General features: G+C 71.0%; 14 protein-coding genes. 6 read left to right on the top strand and 8 right to left on the bottom strand.

Translation table 11 applies throughout. From position 1 onward, the window contains the following. Nucleotides 1–29: 29 nt before the first annotated feature. From ABZ860_RS26005 to serA, 4 genes are all read right to left on the bottom strand, one after another. Nucleotides 30–1,121, bottom strand: coding sequence for a branched-chain amino acid aminotransferase (locus ABZ860_RS26005; protein ID WP_357224760.1), 1,092 nt, complete (start codon nucleotides 1,119–1,121; stop codon nucleotides 30–32). A 143-nt stretch (nucleotides 1,122–1,264) separates the two neighbouring features. Next, nucleotides 1,265–2,311, bottom strand: a complete 1,047-nt coding sequence (locus ABZ860_RS26000) for a 3-isopropylmalate dehydrogenase (RefSeq protein WP_357224758.1) — start codon at nucleotides 2,309–2,311, stop codon at nucleotides 1,265–1,267. A 76-nt stretch (nucleotides 2,312–2,387) separates the two neighbouring features. Continuing rightward, nucleotides 2,388–3,596 carry an ROK family transcriptional regulator gene (locus ABZ860_RS25995; RefSeq protein WP_357224756.1) on the bottom strand — a complete coding sequence of 403 codons (1,209 nt, stop codon included), beginning with the start codon at nucleotides 3,594–3,596 and terminating at the stop codon, nucleotides 2,388–2,390. A gap of 497 nt (nucleotides 3,597–4,093) precedes the next feature. Next, nucleotides 4,094–5,683 carry a phosphoglycerate dehydrogenase gene (gene serA, locus ABZ860_RS25990; RefSeq protein ID WP_357224754.1) on the bottom strand — a complete coding sequence of 530 codons (1,590 nt, stop codon included), beginning with the start codon at nucleotides 5,681–5,683 and terminating at the stop codon, nucleotides 4,094–4,096. 352 nt (nucleotides 5,684–6,035) lie between these two features. Between serA and ABZ860_RS25985 the strand changes: the two genes are divergently transcribed. Beyond that, nucleotides 6,036–6,938: a hypothetical protein gene (locus ABZ860_RS25985; protein ID WP_357224752.1), complete on the top strand. Its 903-nt coding sequence runs from the start codon at nucleotides 6,036–6,038 to the stop codon at nucleotides 6,936–6,938. 123 nt (nucleotides 6,939–7,061) lie between these two features. Then, nucleotides 7,062–8,504 carry an MFS transporter gene (locus ABZ860_RS25980; RefSeq protein ID WP_357224750.1) on the top strand — a complete coding sequence of 481 codons (1,443 nt, stop codon included), beginning with the start codon at nucleotides 7,062–7,064 and terminating at the stop codon, nucleotides 8,502–8,504. Here the strand turns inward: ABZ860_RS25980 and ABZ860_RS25975 are convergent. Next, nucleotides 8,418–9,470, bottom strand: a complete 1,053-nt coding sequence (locus ABZ860_RS25975; protein WP_357224748.1) for a sigma-70 family RNA polymerase sigma factor — start codon at nucleotides 9,468–9,470, stop codon at nucleotides 8,418–8,420. The two genes, ABZ860_RS25980 and ABZ860_RS25975, sit on opposite strands and share 87 nt — an antisense overlap. Nucleotides 9,471–9,559: 89 nt before the next feature. Here ABZ860_RS25975 and ABZ860_RS25970 point away from each other — a divergent pair, with 89 nt between their 5' ends. The 4 genes from ABZ860_RS25970 (at nucleotide 9,560) to dacB (ending at nucleotide 13,633) form a co-directional block, all read left to right on the top strand. Beyond that, nucleotides 9,560–10,180 (top strand): DinB family protein, encoded by a 621-nt coding sequence (locus tag ABZ860_RS25970; protein ID WP_357224747.1) that lies wholly within the window; start codon nucleotides 9,560–9,562, stop codon nucleotides 10,178–10,180. 189 nt (nucleotides 10,181–10,369) lie between these two features. Continuing rightward, entirely contained in the window at nucleotides 10,370–11,281 is a 912-nt protein-coding gene (locus ABZ860_RS25965) for a CAP domain-containing protein (protein WP_357224744.1), read from the top strand. Between the two features lie 135 nt (nucleotides 11,282–11,416). Then, nucleotides 11,417–11,950, top strand: coding sequence for a DUF1707 and FHA domain-containing protein (locus ABZ860_RS25960; RefSeq protein ID WP_357224742.1), 534 nt, complete (start codon nucleotides 11,417–11,419; stop codon nucleotides 11,948–11,950). Between the two features lie 81 nt (nucleotides 11,951–12,031). Continuing rightward, on the top strand, nucleotides 12,032–13,633 hold the full coding sequence (gene dacB / locus ABZ860_RS25955; RefSeq protein WP_357224740.1) for a D-alanyl-D-alanine carboxypeptidase/D-alanyl-D-alanine-endopeptidase: 1,602 nt from the start codon (nucleotides 12,032–12,034) through the stop codon (nucleotides 13,631–13,633). Between the two features lie 97 nt (nucleotides 13,634–13,730). Here the strand turns inward: dacB and ilvC are convergent, their stop codons facing one another. Genes ilvC through ABZ860_RS25940 form a run of 3 tightly spaced genes read right to left on the bottom strand, consistent with a single transcriptional unit; the run spans nucleotide 13,731 to nucleotide 17,175 of the window. Continuing rightward, nucleotides 13,731–14,723 (bottom strand): ketol-acid reductoisomerase, encoded by a 993-nt coding sequence (gene ilvC, locus ABZ860_RS25950; protein WP_142562269.1) that lies wholly within the window; start codon nucleotides 14,721–14,723, stop codon nucleotides 13,731–13,733. 57 nt (nucleotides 14,724–14,780) lie between these two features. Beyond that, nucleotides 14,781–15,305, bottom strand: coding sequence for an acetolactate synthase small subunit (gene ilvN, locus ABZ860_RS25945; RefSeq protein ID WP_030506098.1), 525 nt, complete (start codon nucleotides 15,303–15,305; stop codon nucleotides 14,781–14,783). A gap of 49 nt (nucleotides 15,306–15,354) precedes the next feature. After that, entirely contained in the window at nucleotides 15,355–17,175 is a 1,821-nt protein-coding gene (locus ABZ860_RS25940; RefSeq protein ID WP_357224737.1) for an acetolactate synthase large subunit, read from the bottom strand. Nucleotides 17,176–17,411 lie beyond the last annotated feature (236 nt).

Genomic DNA, 17,411 nt, shown 5'->3' with positions numbered 1-17,411 from the left:
CTGCCCGAGCGCGGGCTCTGCCCGGACCCTCAGCAGATCTTGTGGATCCAGTGGTGGGCGTCGGGGCGGCTGCCGTACTGGATGCCCACGAGCTCCTCACGGATCTTCATCGTGACCGGCCCGGGGGTGCCGTCGCCGACGGTCCAGCTCCGGTCGACGCCCTTGACGGAGCCGACGGGGGTGACCACGGCGGCGGTGCCGCAGGCGAAGACCTCGGTGAGCTCGCCGGACTCGCAGCCCGCCTGCCACTCCTCGATGGAGATCTTGCCCTCCTCCGCCGTGTATCCGAGCTCACCGGCGAGGCTGAGGATCGAGTCGCGGGTGATGCCGGGCAGCAGCGTCCCGGTGAGCGCCGGGGTGACGAGACGGTCGCCGAAGACGAAGAACAGGTTCATCCCGCCCATCTCCTCCACCCACCGGTGCTCGAAGGCGTCGAGCCAGACGACCTGGTCGCAGCCCTCCTCGACGGCCTGCCGCTGGGCCACGAACGCCGCCGCGTAGTTGCCGCCGCACTTGGCGAACCCGGTGCCGCCGGGCGCCGCGCGGGTGTATTCCGTGGACAGCCAGACCGAGACCGGCTTGAGGCCGCCGGTGAAGTACGACGCGGCGGGCGAGGCGATCACCATGTACTTGTAGTTCCGCGAGGGGTGGTTCACCCCGAGGGCGGGCTGCGTGGCGATCATGAAGGGGCGCAGGTAGAGGCTGTGACCCTCGGCGGTCGGCACCCAGTCGCGGTCGGTCTGCACGAGGAGTTCGAGCGACTCGACGAACGTCTCCTCGGGCAGCTCCGGCATCGCCATCCGCAGCGCCGACAGGTTGAACCGCGCCGCGTTCGCGTACGGCCGGAAGGCGACGATCGAGCCGTTCGGCTGCCGGTACGCCTTGAGCCCCTCGAACAGCTCCTGGGCGTAGTGGAACACCGACGTGGCGGGGTCAAGGACGAGCGGACCGTACGGCTGAAGTTTCGCGTCGTGCCAGCCCTCCCCCTCGCTCCAGTCGATGGAGATCATGTGGTCGGTGAAGACCTGACCGAAGCCGGGGCTCGCCAGCACCTGCTCGCGCTCGGCCGCACTGCGGGCCTGCGGATTGAGCTGCACGTCGAACCTGAGGTGGGTGGTCATGCGAGGTCCTTCTCTCTACGTCGTCGTAGTAATTGTGCGACGAGTCGGCTAAGGGAAAACTAGGGCATTCGACAGGTATGAAAAAGCGCATGGCGGCCCATACCGGGCCGCCATGCGCGTGATGTCGGGATGAGCGGCCGGGATCAGCCGGCTACTCGGGCGGCGATGTCGTCGCCGATCTCACGGGTGGAGCGCGCCGTCCACGCGCCCTGGCGCTCGATCAGGTCGTCGGCCACGGCCTGCTCGACCCGGGCCGACGCCTCGGCGTGGCCGAGGTGGTCGAGGAGCATGGCGACCGACAGGATCGTGGCGGTCGGGTCGGCCTTGCCCTGGCCCGCGATGTCCGGCGCGCTGCCGTGGACGGGCTCGAACATGGACGGCGCCGTGCGGGCCGGGTTGACGTTGCCGCTGGCCGCCAGGCCGATGCCGCCGGCGACCGCCGCGCCGATGTCGGTCAGGATGTCGCCGAACAGGTTGTCGGTGACGATCACGTCGAACCGCTGCGGCTGCGTGATGAAGAACATGGAGGCCGCGTCGACGTGGCAGTAGTCGGTCTCGACCTCGGGATACTCCAGGCTGAGCCGGTCGACGGTGCGCGCCCACAGGTCGCCCGCGTACGTCAGCACGTTGGTCTTGTGGACCAGCGTCAGCTTGCGGCGCGGCCGGCCCAGGGCCTTCTCGAAGGCGTAGCGCACGACGCGCTCGACGCCGTAGGCCGTGTTCAGGGACTCCTGCGTGGCGATCTCCTGCGGCGTGCCGCGGCGCATCGCGCCGCCGGCGCCGGCGTACGGGCCCTCGGTGCCCTCACGGACGACGACCATGTCGATGTCCTCGGGGCGGGCCTGTCCGAGCGGGGTCGTCACGCCGGGGAACAGCTTGACCGGGCGGAGGTTCACGTAGTGGTCGAGCTCGAAGCGCAGGCGCAGCAGCAGGTCGCGCTCCAGGACGCCGGGCGGCACGCTCGGGTCGCCGACGGCGCCCAGCAGGATCGCGTCGTAGCCGCGCAGTTCGTCGAGCACCTCGTCGGGGAGCGTCTGCCCGGTCGCGTGATAGCGCTTGGCACCGAGGTCGTACTCGGTGGTCTCGGACTTGACGCCCGCGGCGTTGAGGACCTTGAGGCCTTCGGCGACGACCTCGGTGCCGATACCGTCACCGGGGATCACTGCCAGGCGGATGTTGCTCGACTCCATGCGTGTACCTTACCGGTTGTCTCGGAGATCGAAACACGATCTCACCATTCGGTCCATACCCGGGCGTACCCGCCCGTCAGACGGGTCCCGCCGCAACGGCACGCTCGAAGACGAGGTCCCGCGCCGTGGACAGCCCGACCGCCAGCGCCCCGAGGATCACGGCGTCCGGCCCGAGCGTGGACACCTCGATCCGCGGCGGCGTGAGAGCCACCAGCGTCTCCAGCCGTTCCGCCACCGGACCGGCGAGCAGGTCGCCGGCCTGTGCGCCGACGCCGCCGCCGAGCACGACCAGCTCGGGGTCGAGCACGGCGATCACCCCGGCGAGGGCACGGGCGACGAGGTCGGCCTCGGCGGCCACCACCGTGCGCGCGACCGCGTCGCCGCGGTGCGCCGCCTCGACGACCTCCCCGGCCGTGGCCGCCGTCATGCCGAGGCGTGCCGCCGCCGCGACGATGCCGTCGGCGGACGCGACCGACTCGAACTCGCCGCGCCTTCGGTCGAGGCCCGGGCCGTCCTCACTCCCCGGCACGCCCACCGGCAGGTAGGAGATCTCGCCGGCCGCTCCCCGGGCGCCCCGGTAGAGACCGTCGTCGATGACCACCCCCATGCCGACGCCCGTGCCGATGGACACGAGGACGAAGTGGGAGACCCCCTTGCCCAGTCCGTAGGCGCCCTCCCCCACCGCGGCGAGGTCGACGTCGTTCTCCACGGTGTAGGGCGAGCCCGTCACGCCGGCCAGCGCGTCCACCGCGCCGGGACGTTCCCAGCCGGGCAGGCTCGGCGCGAGCCGGAGCGCCCCGTTCTCCTTATCGTGGATTCCCGGGGTGCCGAACACGGTGACGGTGACATCACCGGGCTCCAGGCCGGCCTCGGCGACGACCTCGGCCGCCAGCCGCTCCAGTTGCCTCAGCAGGCCGTCGTACGACCGCGCCGCCGAGGGCTCCTGCCTGCGGACGACGACGTCGCCCACGAGGTCGGCGAGGGCGAGCCGCACGGTGGTGCGGCCGATGTCGGCGGCGAGCACCCAGCCCGCCTCCGGCCTGATCTCATAAAGCAGCGCGGCGCGGCCGGTGCCGCCGGTGCGCAGCCCGACCGGGCGGACGAGCCTGGCACGCTCCAGGTCGGCCAGCGCCATCGAGATCGTCGGCTTCGACAGCCCGGTCACCTGGGCGAGCTCGGGACGCGAGGCCTTGCCGAGGCGGAAGATCTCGGTGAACACCGCCCGCTGGTTGATCAGCCGGAGCAGGCTGGTCGTGTTCGCGGCCCCACCGCCGATGCTCACCACGCACTCAAGATTGACACATCCGGAGGGTGGCCGGTCCCGCCGATCCCGGCCAGGTCAGCGCTGCGGTACGCCCCCGTTGTCGCGACGGTCGAGCGCGATCTGCAGCGCCGCGGCCGCCTCGTCCTCAGCGTCCTCGGAACGGCCCCAGGGATACATCTCGTACATGGCGATTCTCTCTTCGACGGAGGAATGCTGAGAGCGGATCCGCCTGTCGCGGATCCGGAACGTCGGCCGCCGATGGAACGCGGGTCACGCGTCACGGGCGGGCCGAAGGCCGGCGGCGCGGCGCTCCGCGACGGGCCGGCCTGCCCTGATCAGGCCCCGTCGCGGCAGGTGGAAGTGCGGGGCGCCTCGTCATCGCAAGAGTACCCCACAATCTCGTAGGACGACCTAGTATCTCACTTCCTGAGACAGAGTCCGCGGGGTGGGAAACACGGAGAACGCGAACGGCCCGGCGCGCGGGGCGCCGGGCCGTCCGATGAGCCGATGTCGAGGCGTCAGTCCTCCAGGTCGACCGTACGGCCGCTGTCGGCGCCGATCTCCGCCGCGATCTGCTCGACGACCTCGGACGGGATCGCCGTGTCGACCGTCAGCGCGATGAGGGCCTTGCCGCCCTTCACGTCCCGGGAGACCTGCATGGAGGCGATGTTCACGTTGTGCTCGCCGAGCAGGCGGCCGACGATGCCGACGATGCCGGGGCGGTCGGCGTAGGTGAAGAACGCCAGGTGCTCGGTCGGCTCGATCTCCATCGCGTAGCCGTTGACCTCGACGATCTTGGTGATCTGCCGCGGGCCGGACAGGGTGCCGGAGACCGAGACCGTGCGGCCGTCGGCGAGCACGCCGCGCACGGTGATGACGTTGCGCCAGTCGGGGCTCTCCGCGCTGGTGACCAGCTCGACCACGACGCCGCGGTCCTTGGCCAGCAGCGGCGCGTTGACGTAGGTCACCGCGTCCTCGACGACGCCGGTGAAGACGCCCTTGAGCGCGGCCAGCTCCAGGACCCGGACGTCCTGCGAGGAGATCTCGCCGCGGACTTCGACGTCCAGGCGGGTGGCCACCTCGCCCGCGAGCGCGGTGAAGATGCGGCCCAGCTTCTCGGTGAGCGGCAGGCCCGGCTTGACGTCCTCGGCGACCGCGCCGCCCTGGACGTTCACCGCGTCGGGCACGAACTCGCCGGCGAGTGCCAGCTTGACGCTGCGGGCGACCTGCGTGCCGGCCTTCTCCTGGGCCTCGTGGGTGGAGGCGCCGAGGTGCGGCGTCACCACGACCTGGTCGAACTCGAACAGCGGGCTGTCGGTGCAGGGCTCCTTGGAGAACACGTCGATGCCCGCGCCCGCGACGCGGCCCTCCTTGAGGGCGGAGTAGAGGGCGTTCTCGTCGATGATCCCGCCGCGGGCGACGTTGATGAGGCGGACGGTCGGCTTGACCATGTGCAGCTCGCGGTCGCCGATGAGACCGATGGTCTCCTTCGACTTCGGCAGGTGGACCGTGATGAAGTCGGCCTGCTGGAGCACCTCCTCCAGCGACGCCAGCCGCACGCCCATGGCCGCCGCGCGGGCCGGCTGCAGGTAGGGGTCGTACGCGATGATCTCGACGCCGAACGGCTGCAGGCGCTGCGCGACGAGCTGGCCGATCTTGCCGAGGCCGAGGATGCCGATGACCTTCTCGTCGAGCTCGACGCCGGTGTACTTCGAGCGCTTCCACTCGCCGCCCTTGAGCGCGGAGTGCGCCTGGGCGACGTTGCGGGCGCTGGCGAGGATCAGCGCGACCGTGTGCTCGGCGGCGCTGGTGATGTTGGAGGTCGGGGCGTTCACGACCATGACGCCGGCCTTGGTCGCGGCCTCGACGTCGACGTTGTCCAGGCCCACGCCGGCGCGGGCGACGACACGCAGCTTGGGCGCCGCCGCGATGGCCTCCGCGTCCACCTGGGTGGCGCTGCGTACGATCAGGGCGTCCACGTCGGCGAGGGCGGGCAGCAGCTGCGACCGGTCGGCGCCGTCGGTGTGCCGGACCTCGAAATCCGCGCCGAGCACGGCGAGACCCGCTTCTGAGAGCTCTTCTGCGACAAGTACGACGGGCTTGTTCACTGGGTTGAGTCCTTCGTGAAGTGCGACAGCGCGGACGACGTGAGTCTATCGGGGCCTTGTGAAAGCTCTCACGAGCGCCCGGCATACGAGACACGCAAGGTCTCGGCGGTGTCGCGACGGCACGACGACCCGGTCTCAGATTCTCGATCGGTACGGCTTCGCGCCGCCCGGGCCTTCAGAAGGTTCTGATGGGATTCACGGGAATCATGAGACTCGCTCGCGTACGTGCCCAGCCGGTCGATGTACCCCGGCTACGCCTGATCCATACGGACTGCCACCCATCTCGGTATTGATCGCACCTAATCTGGGGATTAGCCTGATTCGCCATGGTCCAGTCCCTATCGTTCAGGCTATGAGCATCGGGAACCCCTCCCTGGGCGACGTTCTCGCGCGGCATGGCAGCCCCCGGCAACTCCTGGCGGCTCTCGCGGAGTGGGGCATCCTGGTGGCGGTCCGACCCGACCGCTCCGTGGTGCTCGGCACGACACAGAACGGCGAACGCGTTCTGCTGGGCTACACGGGACCGGCGACCTACGCCCGGCACCGTGGCAGCCACTCGCTGTCGGCGTGCGACGCCGACACCATCCTCGACATCCAGCGCGTCACGGGCGTGCGCGAGATCGTGATCGACGCGGCCGGCCCCGCTGCGGCCGCCGTGCCGATCGACGACCTGCGGCGCCATCTGGAGCAGACCCGCACCGGTCCCGCTCCGGCGCTGTCGGCCATGGGCTCGGCCGCCCCCACGGCGTACGCCACGGGCGCGATGGCGACCGTGACCCGCGCGCAGGCCACGCGGCAGGCTCCCCCGCCGCCCGCGCCCGCCCCGCCCATGCCCGCGCCGGTCGCGGCGGCGCCCTCCGCGCTTCCGTCGCAGTGGATCCCCGCCCCCCGCCAGCACCTGTCGGGGGCGATGCAGGTCGTTGACCCCGGCTACCGCAGGACCCGCCATCCGATCCTGCCGGCGCTGCGGGTGGCGGTCGCCGAACTGCTTCCTGAGTATCCCTACGTCCACCACGTCTGGATCTCCGAGGCGCGCACGGCCGCCGGGCTGTGGGGGATCATGCTGCACGTCAAGGTGCACATCCTCGCCGCCGACGACATCGTGAAGGAGCTGCACCGGCGGGTGCGCGCCCGGCTGCCGCAGCTGGCGGCCAGCGAGGCCCCGGTGCTCATGGCCCGGGTCGCCGACGCGCACACCGAACGCCGCCTGATCGAGGTCGGCGCGCACGTCGTCTGCCCCGACGTGCGCGACTGAGCCGGAAGCCCGTCGCCGATCTCCGCCGGCGCCGCCCGCGGAGATCGGCGAGACACCGGGCAGCCGCCGAACCGTTGCCTGACGGTCCTTCCTAACGGTCGCTTGCTCGGCTTGAATGTCGCCATGGTCTCCACGGCGACGCCCTCCCCGTCGAAGGTCTCCCTCGGGGTTCGCCTCGGGTACGCCGTCGGCTCGTTCTGCACGGCCAACTTCTCCACGATCCCCGGGCTGCTGCTGCTCTTCTACATGACGAACGTGCTCGCGGTGCCGGCCGCGTTCGCGGGCGTCGTGCTCTTCCTGCCCAAGGCCTGGGACCTGGTCGCCAACACCCTGGTCGGCCGGTGGTCGGACCGCACGGTCTCACGCTGGGGACCGCGCCGGCCCTGGCTGCTCGCCGGCGCCGTCGTGCTGCCGGTGTCGTTCGCCCTCATGTTCGCCGGGCCGCCGCTCACCGGCGTGCCCGCCGCCCTGTACGTGGGCCTCGCCTTCCTGGCCGCCGCGACCGGATACGCCCTCTACGAGGTGCCGTACAAGGCGATGCCCGCGGAGATGACCACGGACTACCACGAGCGGACCTCGCTGCTGCAGTGGCGCATGGTCCTCATCGCGGTCGGGATCGCGATGAGCGGCATCCTCGCCCCGATGATCGCCGGCGAGACGGCCGGCGGGTATCGCACCATGGGCGTCGTCTTCGGCGTGATCCTGCTCGTCGCGATGCTCGGCTCGTTCTTCGGCACCGCCCGCGCGCCCTTCACCGGCCAGCAGAGGTCCGAGGGGACGCTGCGGGAGCAGCTCGCCGCCGCCCGCACCAGCAAGCAGTTCCTGTGGCTGCTCGGGCTCAGCTCCGCGCAGACGCTCGGGGCCGGCGTGATGCTCGCCGGGGCGCCCTACTTCGCCGCCTACGCGCTCGACGACACCTCCGCCACCACCACGCTCTTCGCGGCGCTCGTGGGGCCGATGCTGGTCACGATGCCGCTGTGGGTGTGGCTGGCCCGCAAACTCGACAAGCGCGGCGCGATGATCCTGTCCGGCGCGCTGTTCACGGCCGGCGCGCTGCTGATCCTCGCGACGCCCGCGCTCGGCGAGCTGTACGCGCACCTGTGCGTGATGATCGTGGGCGTCGGCTACGCGGGCCTGCAACTGCTGCAGTTCTCCATGCTCGCCGACGTCATCGCGTACGACGGCGCAGTGAGCGGCGAGCGCAGGGGCGGGGTCTTCACCGGCCTGTGGACCGCGGTGGAGAACGCGGTGGCGGCGCTCGGGGCGACCGCGTACGGGTGGGTGCTGAGCGCGGGAGGCTTCGTCTCCTCCGATCCCGAGCATCCGGTGACCCAGCCGGACAGCGCCCACCTCGCCGTGGTGATCGGCGTGACCGTGGTGCCCGCCCTGATCACGTTCGCGGGCGTGCTGATGACCCTCAGGTATGACCTCACCGCCGGCCGCCTCGCCGCCGTCGCCGGCGCGGCCGGGACCGCGGCCTCAGCGCCCGCCGTCTCCGGTGCCGAGAACGCCGGGAAAGACGGCGGGCAGCCCGAACCCGGCGAAGTGCTCCACGCCGAGGAATGAGGTGATCTCGCAGATCCGCTCGTCCCGCAGGGTCAGCACGGTGATCGACCAGGCGGCGTGCGGGCGGGCGGCGCCCTCGCCGACGTAGAAGGCCACGGCCGGCTGTCCGTTCGCGCCGGTCAGGACGTATCGCCAGCTCGGGCAGCGGGTGAGCGGCACCCGCACGGCGAAGTCGGCGACCGCCGCGATACCGCGATACCAGTGCGGCAGCGGGGGCATCGACCAGGTGACGTCGTCGGTGAGCAGCGCGATCAGGGCGTCGGCGTCCCCGCGTTCCAGGGCGGATGCGAATCCGACGGCGATCTCCCGCACCCGGGGGTCGCCGATCGTGCGCGGCGCCCGCTGCCGGTCGGGGGAGGGCGCCTTCTCCGCGAGGATCCTGCGGGCCCGCGCCAGAGCCGAGTTCACGGAGGCGGCCGAGGTCTTCATCATCGCGGCGATCTCGGCGGCGGAGAAGCCGAGCACCTCGAAGAGCAGCAGCGCCGCACGCTGGTTGCCGGGCAGGTGCTGCAGAGCGGCGACGAAGGCGAGCTCCACGGCCTCGCGCCGCTCGTAGCGCCCCGCCGGGCCGTCCGCCGGGCCGGCGTCGGGGTAGGGGCCCAGCCAGGCGACGTCGCCGGGCGGGCCCTGCCCGTCGACGACCGCGCGCTCGCTCGACGGGCCAAGGTCCATCGGCAGCGCCCGCCTGCCCCGGCTCTCCACGAGGTCGAGGCAGGCATGCGTGGTCACGGCGTACAGCCAGGAGCGCAGTGAGGAGCGGCCCTCGAAGCGGGCGAGGCCCCGCCAGGCCCGCAGCAGGGCGTCCTGGAGGGCGTCGTCGGCGTCGTGGACCGAGCCGAGCATGCGGTAGCAGTGGGCGTGCAGCTCCGGGCGCAGCGGCCGGACCAGCCGGCCGAACGCGGCCTCGTCCCCGTCTCGCGCCCGCGCCAGGTCGCCGTCCGCCGCCGGGGAAAAAACCTCGCCCACGAGCGACGATTCTGCCTCACATCGGGAGTCTCCCCTCCCAGGGAGCACGACCGGCTCCCGACCGTTCCTTTCCGAACAGGAGAGACGCCATGATGACCGAGGCGGATCTGAAGGCCGACCTGCGCCGCTATCTGCAGGACGCCCGCGACGCCCTGCTGTGGAAGCTCGACGGGCTGTCGGAGTACGACGTCCGCCGCCCGCTGACGCCGACGGGCACCAACCTGCTGGGGCTGGTCAAGCATCTGACCGGCGTCGAGCTGCTGTATCTGGGGTTCGTGTTCGGCCGTCACTTCGAGGAGGCCGTGCCCTGGTTCCGTCCCGATCTGGGACCGGCCGCCTTCGCCAGGAACGCGGACATGTGGGCCACCGCCGAGGAGTCCCGCGAGTACGTCACCGGGGTGTACCGGCGCGCCTGGAGACACGCGGACGCCACGATCGCGGCGCTGCCGCTGGAGTCGGCCGCCGACATCGTGTGGTGGCCCGAGGAGCACCGGCGGGCGACCCTGCACCGCGTGCTGGTCCACATGATCGCCGAAACGCACCGGCACGCCGGCCACGCCGACATCGTCCGCGAGTCGATCGACGGCGCCGCCGGATACCGGGACGGCGACGAGATCGTGACGGCCGGCGATCCGTCGTGGTGGGAGAGCTACCGCGAGGAGCTGGAACGCGTGGCCCGGAAGGCCGCGGACGACCTTAAGCGCCCCTGAAGGCGGTCGCCGCGCTGATCACGCCACTGACCTGGGGATTATGGGACATCTCAGGCTGTACGGTGGATAAAGGAAGTTTAAGAGAAGGTAGATACTTTAGGGTTTGGACCGATTTATCCCCACATGTCGGTCTGTAGCGCACCATAATGACGACTTCCCCAGCGTCTAACCCCCACTGGAGGAATGATCGTGAACAGAGCGCTCGGAGCGGTCCTGTGCCTCGGCAGCGTCGCGGCCGTCGGCGTGGCGGCCGGCCCCGCTCAGGCCGAGGCCTGGCACGCGGGCTGCCGGGTCGCCGCCGCGAAGCCCTACGTCAGCGTGGACGGCAAGATCCGCGCGGCGGGCTCGCGAGCCGGTTGCATCGACGACGCCCGTTTCCGGGTCCGGATCGTGAAGAGCAGGCCGGGCCCGGACCGCGTGGTCAAGAGCGGCTCCAAGGTGGTCAGGAACGCGCGCGTCGTCGTCGCGCTGACCTGCGTCGACGGCGCCTACTACAGCGTCGTCACCGACTACCGCGGCCACCTGTCGCGGTCGAGGCCGGTGCGCCTCGACTGCGACGTCCCCACCCCGGTTCCCACCGCCACCTCTTCCCCAAGCCCCACCGCCGTCCCCACCACCAGCCCCTCCGCCGTCCCCAGCACGGCCCCTGCCACGAGTCCCTCCGCGAGCGCCCCCGCCCCCACCACTCCCAGCGCCTCTCCCACGAGTGGCTCGGCCGTGGGCACCGCCATCGAGAACGAGGTCGTCCGCCTCACCAACGTCGAGCGGGCGAAGGCGGGCTGCGGCCCGCTGAAGCACGACGCGCGCCTGCGCGCCGCCGCGTACGCCCACTCGGCCGACATGTCCGCCAAGAACTACTTCGACCACACCTCGAAGGACGGCCGCTCCTTCTCCGACCGCATCACGGCCGCCGGATACACCTGGCGGGCGGCGGCCGAGAACATCGCCAAGGGCTACGGCACGGCCCAGGCGGTGGTCCAGGGCTGGATGAACAGCCCCGGACACCGGCAGAACATCCTCAACTGCACCTACACCGACATCGGGGTCGGGTACGTCGCCGCCGGCGGCCCGTACTGGACCCAGGACTTCGGCCGGCAGTAGACCGGCAGTAGAAACGCCCCGGCCCGGCGCGGGAGCGGGGCCGCCACGCCCGGCGGCCCCGCTCCCGCGCCGGGATTGGCGGGGAATACGGCGGTCTTCTGGACACCTCGGACCACTGCGGCGGATACTCCAATCATGAGCTCTCCCCCGGTTCGCGCCTCGGACGGGGACCGCGAGCGCGCGCTCAGCGAGCTCCGCGACCGGGCCGCCGAAGGACGCCTGTCCATGGAGACCTTCGTCGGCCGGGTGGACCTGGCGCTTCGTGCTCGCAACCGCAACGAGCTGGACGAGCTGGTCGCCGACCTCCCGCACCGCGGGCGCTGGCGCAGGCGGATCACCGACGCCGTCGCCTCCGTGTCGGAGCTGAGCAGCCGGATCGAGTCCGCCTGGCGGCGTCCCCGGCTGCCCCGGCTCGCCCTGCCCGCCGACGGCCGGGCCCGCTACCTGGTCGGCCGCGGCTCCTCCTGCGACCTCGTCCTCGCCGACCTGACCGTCTCGCGGGTGCACGCCGAGCTGCGGCGGGAACACGACTCGTGGCTGCTCGTCGACCTCGGCTCGATGAACGGCACCCGGCTGAACGGCTGGCGCCTGGTCGGTCCCGCGGCCGTGCGGGCCGGCGACGAGGTGTCCTTCGGCGACTGCGTGTTCCTGGTCTCGATGCCGGGCTGATCGTTATACGTAGATTTCCGTATTGCCGACCTGGCACGGCTCACCGACGATCGCGGAAAGCCACTCACCCGGGAGCGGACTGTGCGGTTGTCACGACGAATCACGATCATGCTGGCCGGCGCCGTCCTGGCCACCGGGATCGCGGGCTCCGGCCTCCCCGCCGGGGCGCGGGACCCGGCCCCAGGCGTCGCGGACCTGACCCGCGACCTCGACCAGATCCTCGCCGACTCCCGGCTGGCCCCCGCGCGGGCGGGCGTCGCCGTGCGCGCCGCGGCCACCGGCGAGGACCTCTACTCCCTCGACGCGGACAAGCTGTTCGCCCCCGCCTCCAACACCAAGCTGCTCACCTCGGCCGCCGCGCTCGACACGCTCGGCGCCGACTTCCGGTTCACGACCGACGTGCTCGCCGCGTCCAAGGTGGGCCGCACGGTCGTCGGGGACCTCACGCTGCGGGGCACAGGCGACCCCACCATGCTCGCCGCCGACTACGACGCGCTCGCCGCCGAGGTCGCGGCGGCCGGGGTCAAGGTCGTCACGGGACGGCTGGTCGCCGACGACACCTGGTTCGACGACGTACGGCTCGGCACCGACTGGGCGTGGGACGACGAGCCGTACTACTACGCCGGGCAGATCTCCGCGCTGACCGCGGCGCCCGACACCGACTACGACGCGGGCTCGGTGATCGTCTCGGTCGCGCCCGGAGACGGCCCCGGCACGCCCGCCAAGGTCTCCACCACGCCGCCGACGGACTACGTGAAGATCGTGAACAGGGCCGTCACCGGCGACGAGACGGACGTGCTCGTCGAGCGGCAGCACGGCACCAACACCGTCGTGGTCAGCGGCACGGTCTCCGAGCCGTACGACGAGTGGGTCGCGGTGTGGGACCCCACGCTCTATGCGGCCACCCTGTTCCGGGAGGGGCTGGCCCGGCACGGCGTGAAGGTGCTCGGGCCGACCGTGCGCGGGACCGCTCCGGCGAAGGCGGCCACGGTCGCCTCACGCCGGTCGATGACCCTCGGCGACCTGCTCGTGCCGTTCCTGAAGCTGAGCAACAACATGCACGCGGAGATCCTCACCAAGACGATGGGACGCAAGGTCTCCGGCGCGGGGACGTGGGCGGCCGGACTCGCCGTGACGACCGCGTTCGCGCAGGCGAACGGTGTGAAGACGTTGCGGCTGCGGGACGGCTCCGGCCTGTCCAGGGTGGACGCCCTGACGCCCGCCGGAATCACGGCCCTGCTCGCGGCGGTGCGCGGCAAGCCCTGGTTCCCCACCTGGTACGCCGCCCTGCCGATCGCGGGAGAGGCCGACCGGATGGTCGGCGGGACGCTGCGCAGCAGGATGCGCGGCACGGCGGCGGCCGGGAACGTGCACGCCAAGACCGGCTCGCTGACCGGTGTGACCGCGCTGTCGGGCTACGTGACCAGCGCGGACGGCGAGCCGCTGGTCTTCTCGGTCGTCAGCAACGGCTACCTGTCCGGCCCGCCCAGGGACCTGGAGGACCGGATCGCCGTCAGGCTGGCCCAGTTCAGCAGGAAGGCCCCAGTCGACGAGACGGTGGACGAGACGGCGGCCGCGCGCAGCGTGACCCCCGGGTCGTCGCCGCGGGAGGAAGCCACGTCGTCCCCGGAGCGGCCGGCCGGCGACCTCGAGTGCTCCTGGCTCAAGCCCGCCCGGTGCTGACTCGCCCGGCCCCTGACGGCCGGTGAACGCGACGCGGCGCCGCTCCCCACCTCGTCGGCGGGGCGCGGCGCCGCGGTCACGCGAGCGATCGCGAGCGTCAGGCCTGCTCGCCCTTGAGCCAGCTCATCATCGGGCGGAGCTTGCCACCGGTCTGCTCGATGGAGTGGCCCGCCAGCTCCTCGCGGTAGCGCTTGAAGTTGGTCTGGCCGGAGTCGAACTCCTCGACCAGCTCGCGGGCGAAGCGGCCGTCCTGGATCTCGTCCAGGATGCGGCGCATCTCCTTCTTGGTCTCCTCGTTGACCACGCGCGGGCCGCGGGTGTAACCGCCGTACTCGGCGGTGTCGGACACCGACCAGTACATCTTGGAGATGCCGCCCTCGTACATCAGGTCCACGATCAGCTTCATCTCGTGGAGGCACTCGAAGTAGGCGACCTCCGGCTGGTAGCCGGCCTCGATCAGCGTCTCGAACCCGGCCTTGATCAGCTCGGAGACGCCGCCGCACAGCACGGCCTGCTCACCGAACAGGTCGGTCTCGGTCTCCTCGGTGAAGGTCGTCTTCAGCGCGCCGGCGCGGGTGCCGCCGATGCCCTTGGCGTACGACAGCACGAGCGGCCAGGCGCTGCCGGTGGCGTCGCGCTCGACGGCGACCAGGCAGGGCACGCCGCGGCCGGCCGAGTATTGGCGGCGGACCAGGTGACCCGGGCCCTTCGGCGCCACCATGGCGACGTCGACGCCCGCCGGGGCCTCGATGAGGCCGTAGCGGATGTTGAGACCGTGGCCGAAGAACAGCGCGTCGCCCTCGACGAGGTTCGGCGCGACGTGCTCGGCGTACAGGTGCCGCTGGATGTGGTCCGGCGCGAGGATCATCGTGAGGTCGGCCTCTTCGACGGCCTCGCCCGGCGACAGCACGCGCAGCCCGTCGGCCTCGGCCTTCTCCCGGCTCTTGGAGCCCTCGGGCAGGCCGACCCGGACGTCCACCCCCGAGTCGCGCAGGCTCAGCGCGTGCGCGTGGCCCTGGCTGCCGTAACCCAGCACCGCGACGTGGCGGCCCTGGATGATCGACAGGTCGGCGTCGTCGTCGTAGAAGATCTCAGTCACTTGCTTGCCTTTCACGGGTTGTCCGTCGCGACGTGCCTGCCATGGGAGCTATGCGCTGCGGTCGAGGGCGCGAAGCGAGCGGTCGGTGATGGAACGGGCACCGCGGCCGATGGCCACCATGCCCGACTGCACGAGCTCCTTGATGCCGTACGGCTCAAGGACCCGGACGAACGCCTCCAGCTTGTCGGTCGTCCCGGTGACCTCGATCGTGACCGCGTCCGGGGCCACGTCCACGCAACGCGCCCGGAAGAGGTTCACGAGTTCGAGAACGTGCGACCGGCTCTCGGAGTCGGTCCGCACCTTGATCAACATCAGCTCGCGCTGCACCGACTGGCTGTTGTCGAGCTCGACGATCTTGATGACGTTGACCAGCTTGTTGAGCTGCTTGGTGACCTGCTCCAGCGGGAGGTCCTCCACGTTGACGACGATGGTCATCCGCGAGATGTCGTCGTGCTCGGTGGGCCCGACCGCCAGCGAGTCGATGTTGAACCCGCGACGGCTGAACAGGGCGGCGACCCGGGCCAGCACGCCCGGCTTGTTCTCCACCAGGACGGACAGCGTGTGGCGGCTCATGCCTGCTCCTCGCGATGCTGGTCGTGATCGGGTCGGGCCGGGGCGGGGCTCATTCTCCACCCTCCCAGTTCGGCGCCATGTCGCGGGCGTACTTGATGTCGTCGTTGCTGGTGCCGGCGGCGACCATCGGCCAGACCATCGCGTCCTGGTGCACGACGAAGTCGACCACCACCGGCACGTCGTTGATCTCCATGGCCTTGCGGATCGTCTCGTCCACGTCCTCGGGACGCTCGCACCGCAGGCCGACACAACCGTACGCCTCGGCCAGCTTCACGAAGTCGGGAATCCGCTTGACCCGCTGAAGGTCGGTGTTGGAATACCGCTCGTCGTAGAACAGGGTCTGCCACTGGCGGACCATGCCGAGGTTGCCGTTGTTGATGACCGCCACCTTGATCGGCACACCCTCGATCGCGCAGGTCGCCAGCTCCTGGTTGGTCATCTGGAAACACCCGTCGCCGTCGATCGCCCACACGACCTTGTCCGGGCAGCCCATCTTCGCGCCCATCGCGGCCGGGACGGAAAAGCCCATCGTGCCCGCACCACCGGAGTTGATGAACGTCCCCGGGTGCTCGTAGGTGATGAACTGCGCGGCCCACATCTGGTGCTGGCCCACACCCGCGGTGTAGATCGCCTCCGGCCCCACCAGCGCGCTCAGCCGCTCGATCACATACTGCGGGGCGAGCGACCCGTCGGCGAACTCCTCATACCCCAGCGGGTAGGTCTGCTTGTAGCCGTTGAGGATCCGCCACCAGTCGGCGTAGTCGCCCTTGCGGCCGTCGGCCTGCTCGGTCCGCACCGCCGTGATCAGATCTCCGATCACCTCACGGCAGTCGCCCACGATCGGCACATCGGCATGCCGGTTCTTGGAGATCTCCGCCGGGTCGATGTCGGCGTGGATCACCTTCGCGTGCGGCGCGAAACTGGACAGCTCCCCGGTGACGCGGTCGTCGAAGCGGGTGCCGAGCGCGATCAACAGGTCCGAACGCTGCAGCGCGCCGACCGCGGACACGCTGCCGTGCATGCCGGGCATGCCCATGTGCTGGGGGTGGCTGTCGGGGAAGGTGCCCCGCGCCATCAGCGTCGTGACCACCGGGATGCCGGTCAGCTCGGCCAGCTCCAGCAGCTCGGAGGCGGCCCGCGCCTTGTGCACGCCGCCGCCGACGTAGAGCACCGGCCGCTTGGCCTCGGTCATCAGCCGGGCGGCCTCGCGGATCTGCTTCGAGTGCGGCCGGGTCACCGGGCGGTAGCCGGGCAGCTGCATGACCGGCGGCCAGGAGAAGGTGGTCGTGGCCTGCAGGGCGTCCTTGGCGATGTCCACCAGCACCGGCCCCGGGCGGCCGGTCGCGGCGATGTGGAACGCCTCGGCGATGGTCCGCGGGATGTCCTCGGCCTTGGTCACCAGGAAGTTGTGCTTGGTGATCGGCATGGTGATGCCGGAGATGTCGGCTTCCTGGAAGGCGTCGGTCCCGATCAGCGGCGTGGACACCTGACCGGTGATCGCCACGATCGGCACCGAGTCCATGTAGGCGTCGGCGATCGGGGTGACCAGGTTGGTCGCTCCCGGGCCGCTGGTGGCCATGCACACGCCGACCCTGCCGGTCGCCTGCGCATACCCCTCGGCCGCGTGGCCGGCGCCCTGCTCGTGCCGTACAAGCACGTGCCGGACCTTGGTCGAGTCGTAGAGGGGATCGTAGGCGGGGAGAATGGCCCCGCCCGGGATCCCGAACACCGTGTCGACCCCGACGTGCTCCAGTGCCCGCACGAGGGCCTGGGCACCTGTCATTTTCTCGGTCATCGGCTCGTTCCTTGTGGCTGAGCTTGCTTCTGGCTGGGCTGCTTGGCGTGACTCCTGGCATAAAAAATGCCCCATCCGCTGGGCGGAGCTGGGGCGCGCGCAGGACCGAGTGCTTCGTCAGGCTGCGCGCCTGCGAAGTACTACGAGAATCCCACCGCTATGCATGGCTACAACGATGTCCGATGGAGCGCCTCCACGTCAAATCATCTGGGACGCCCGTCTCGCCATCCAAGACACCCGCAACGGACTCCCAGGTTATGTCACCGCTTGCCGTGGCCTGGCGCGCCTCCGGCACGGCCCGGCGGATCCCA

It is taken from the genome of Microbispora sp. NPDC046973 (assembly GCF_040644495.1).
Lineage (GTDB): Bacteria > Actinomycetota > Actinomycetes > Streptosporangiales > Streptosporangiaceae > Microbispora.
Note: the sequence above shows the minus strand (reverse complement) of the source record. Positions and strands in the feature narration are given on the sequence as shown.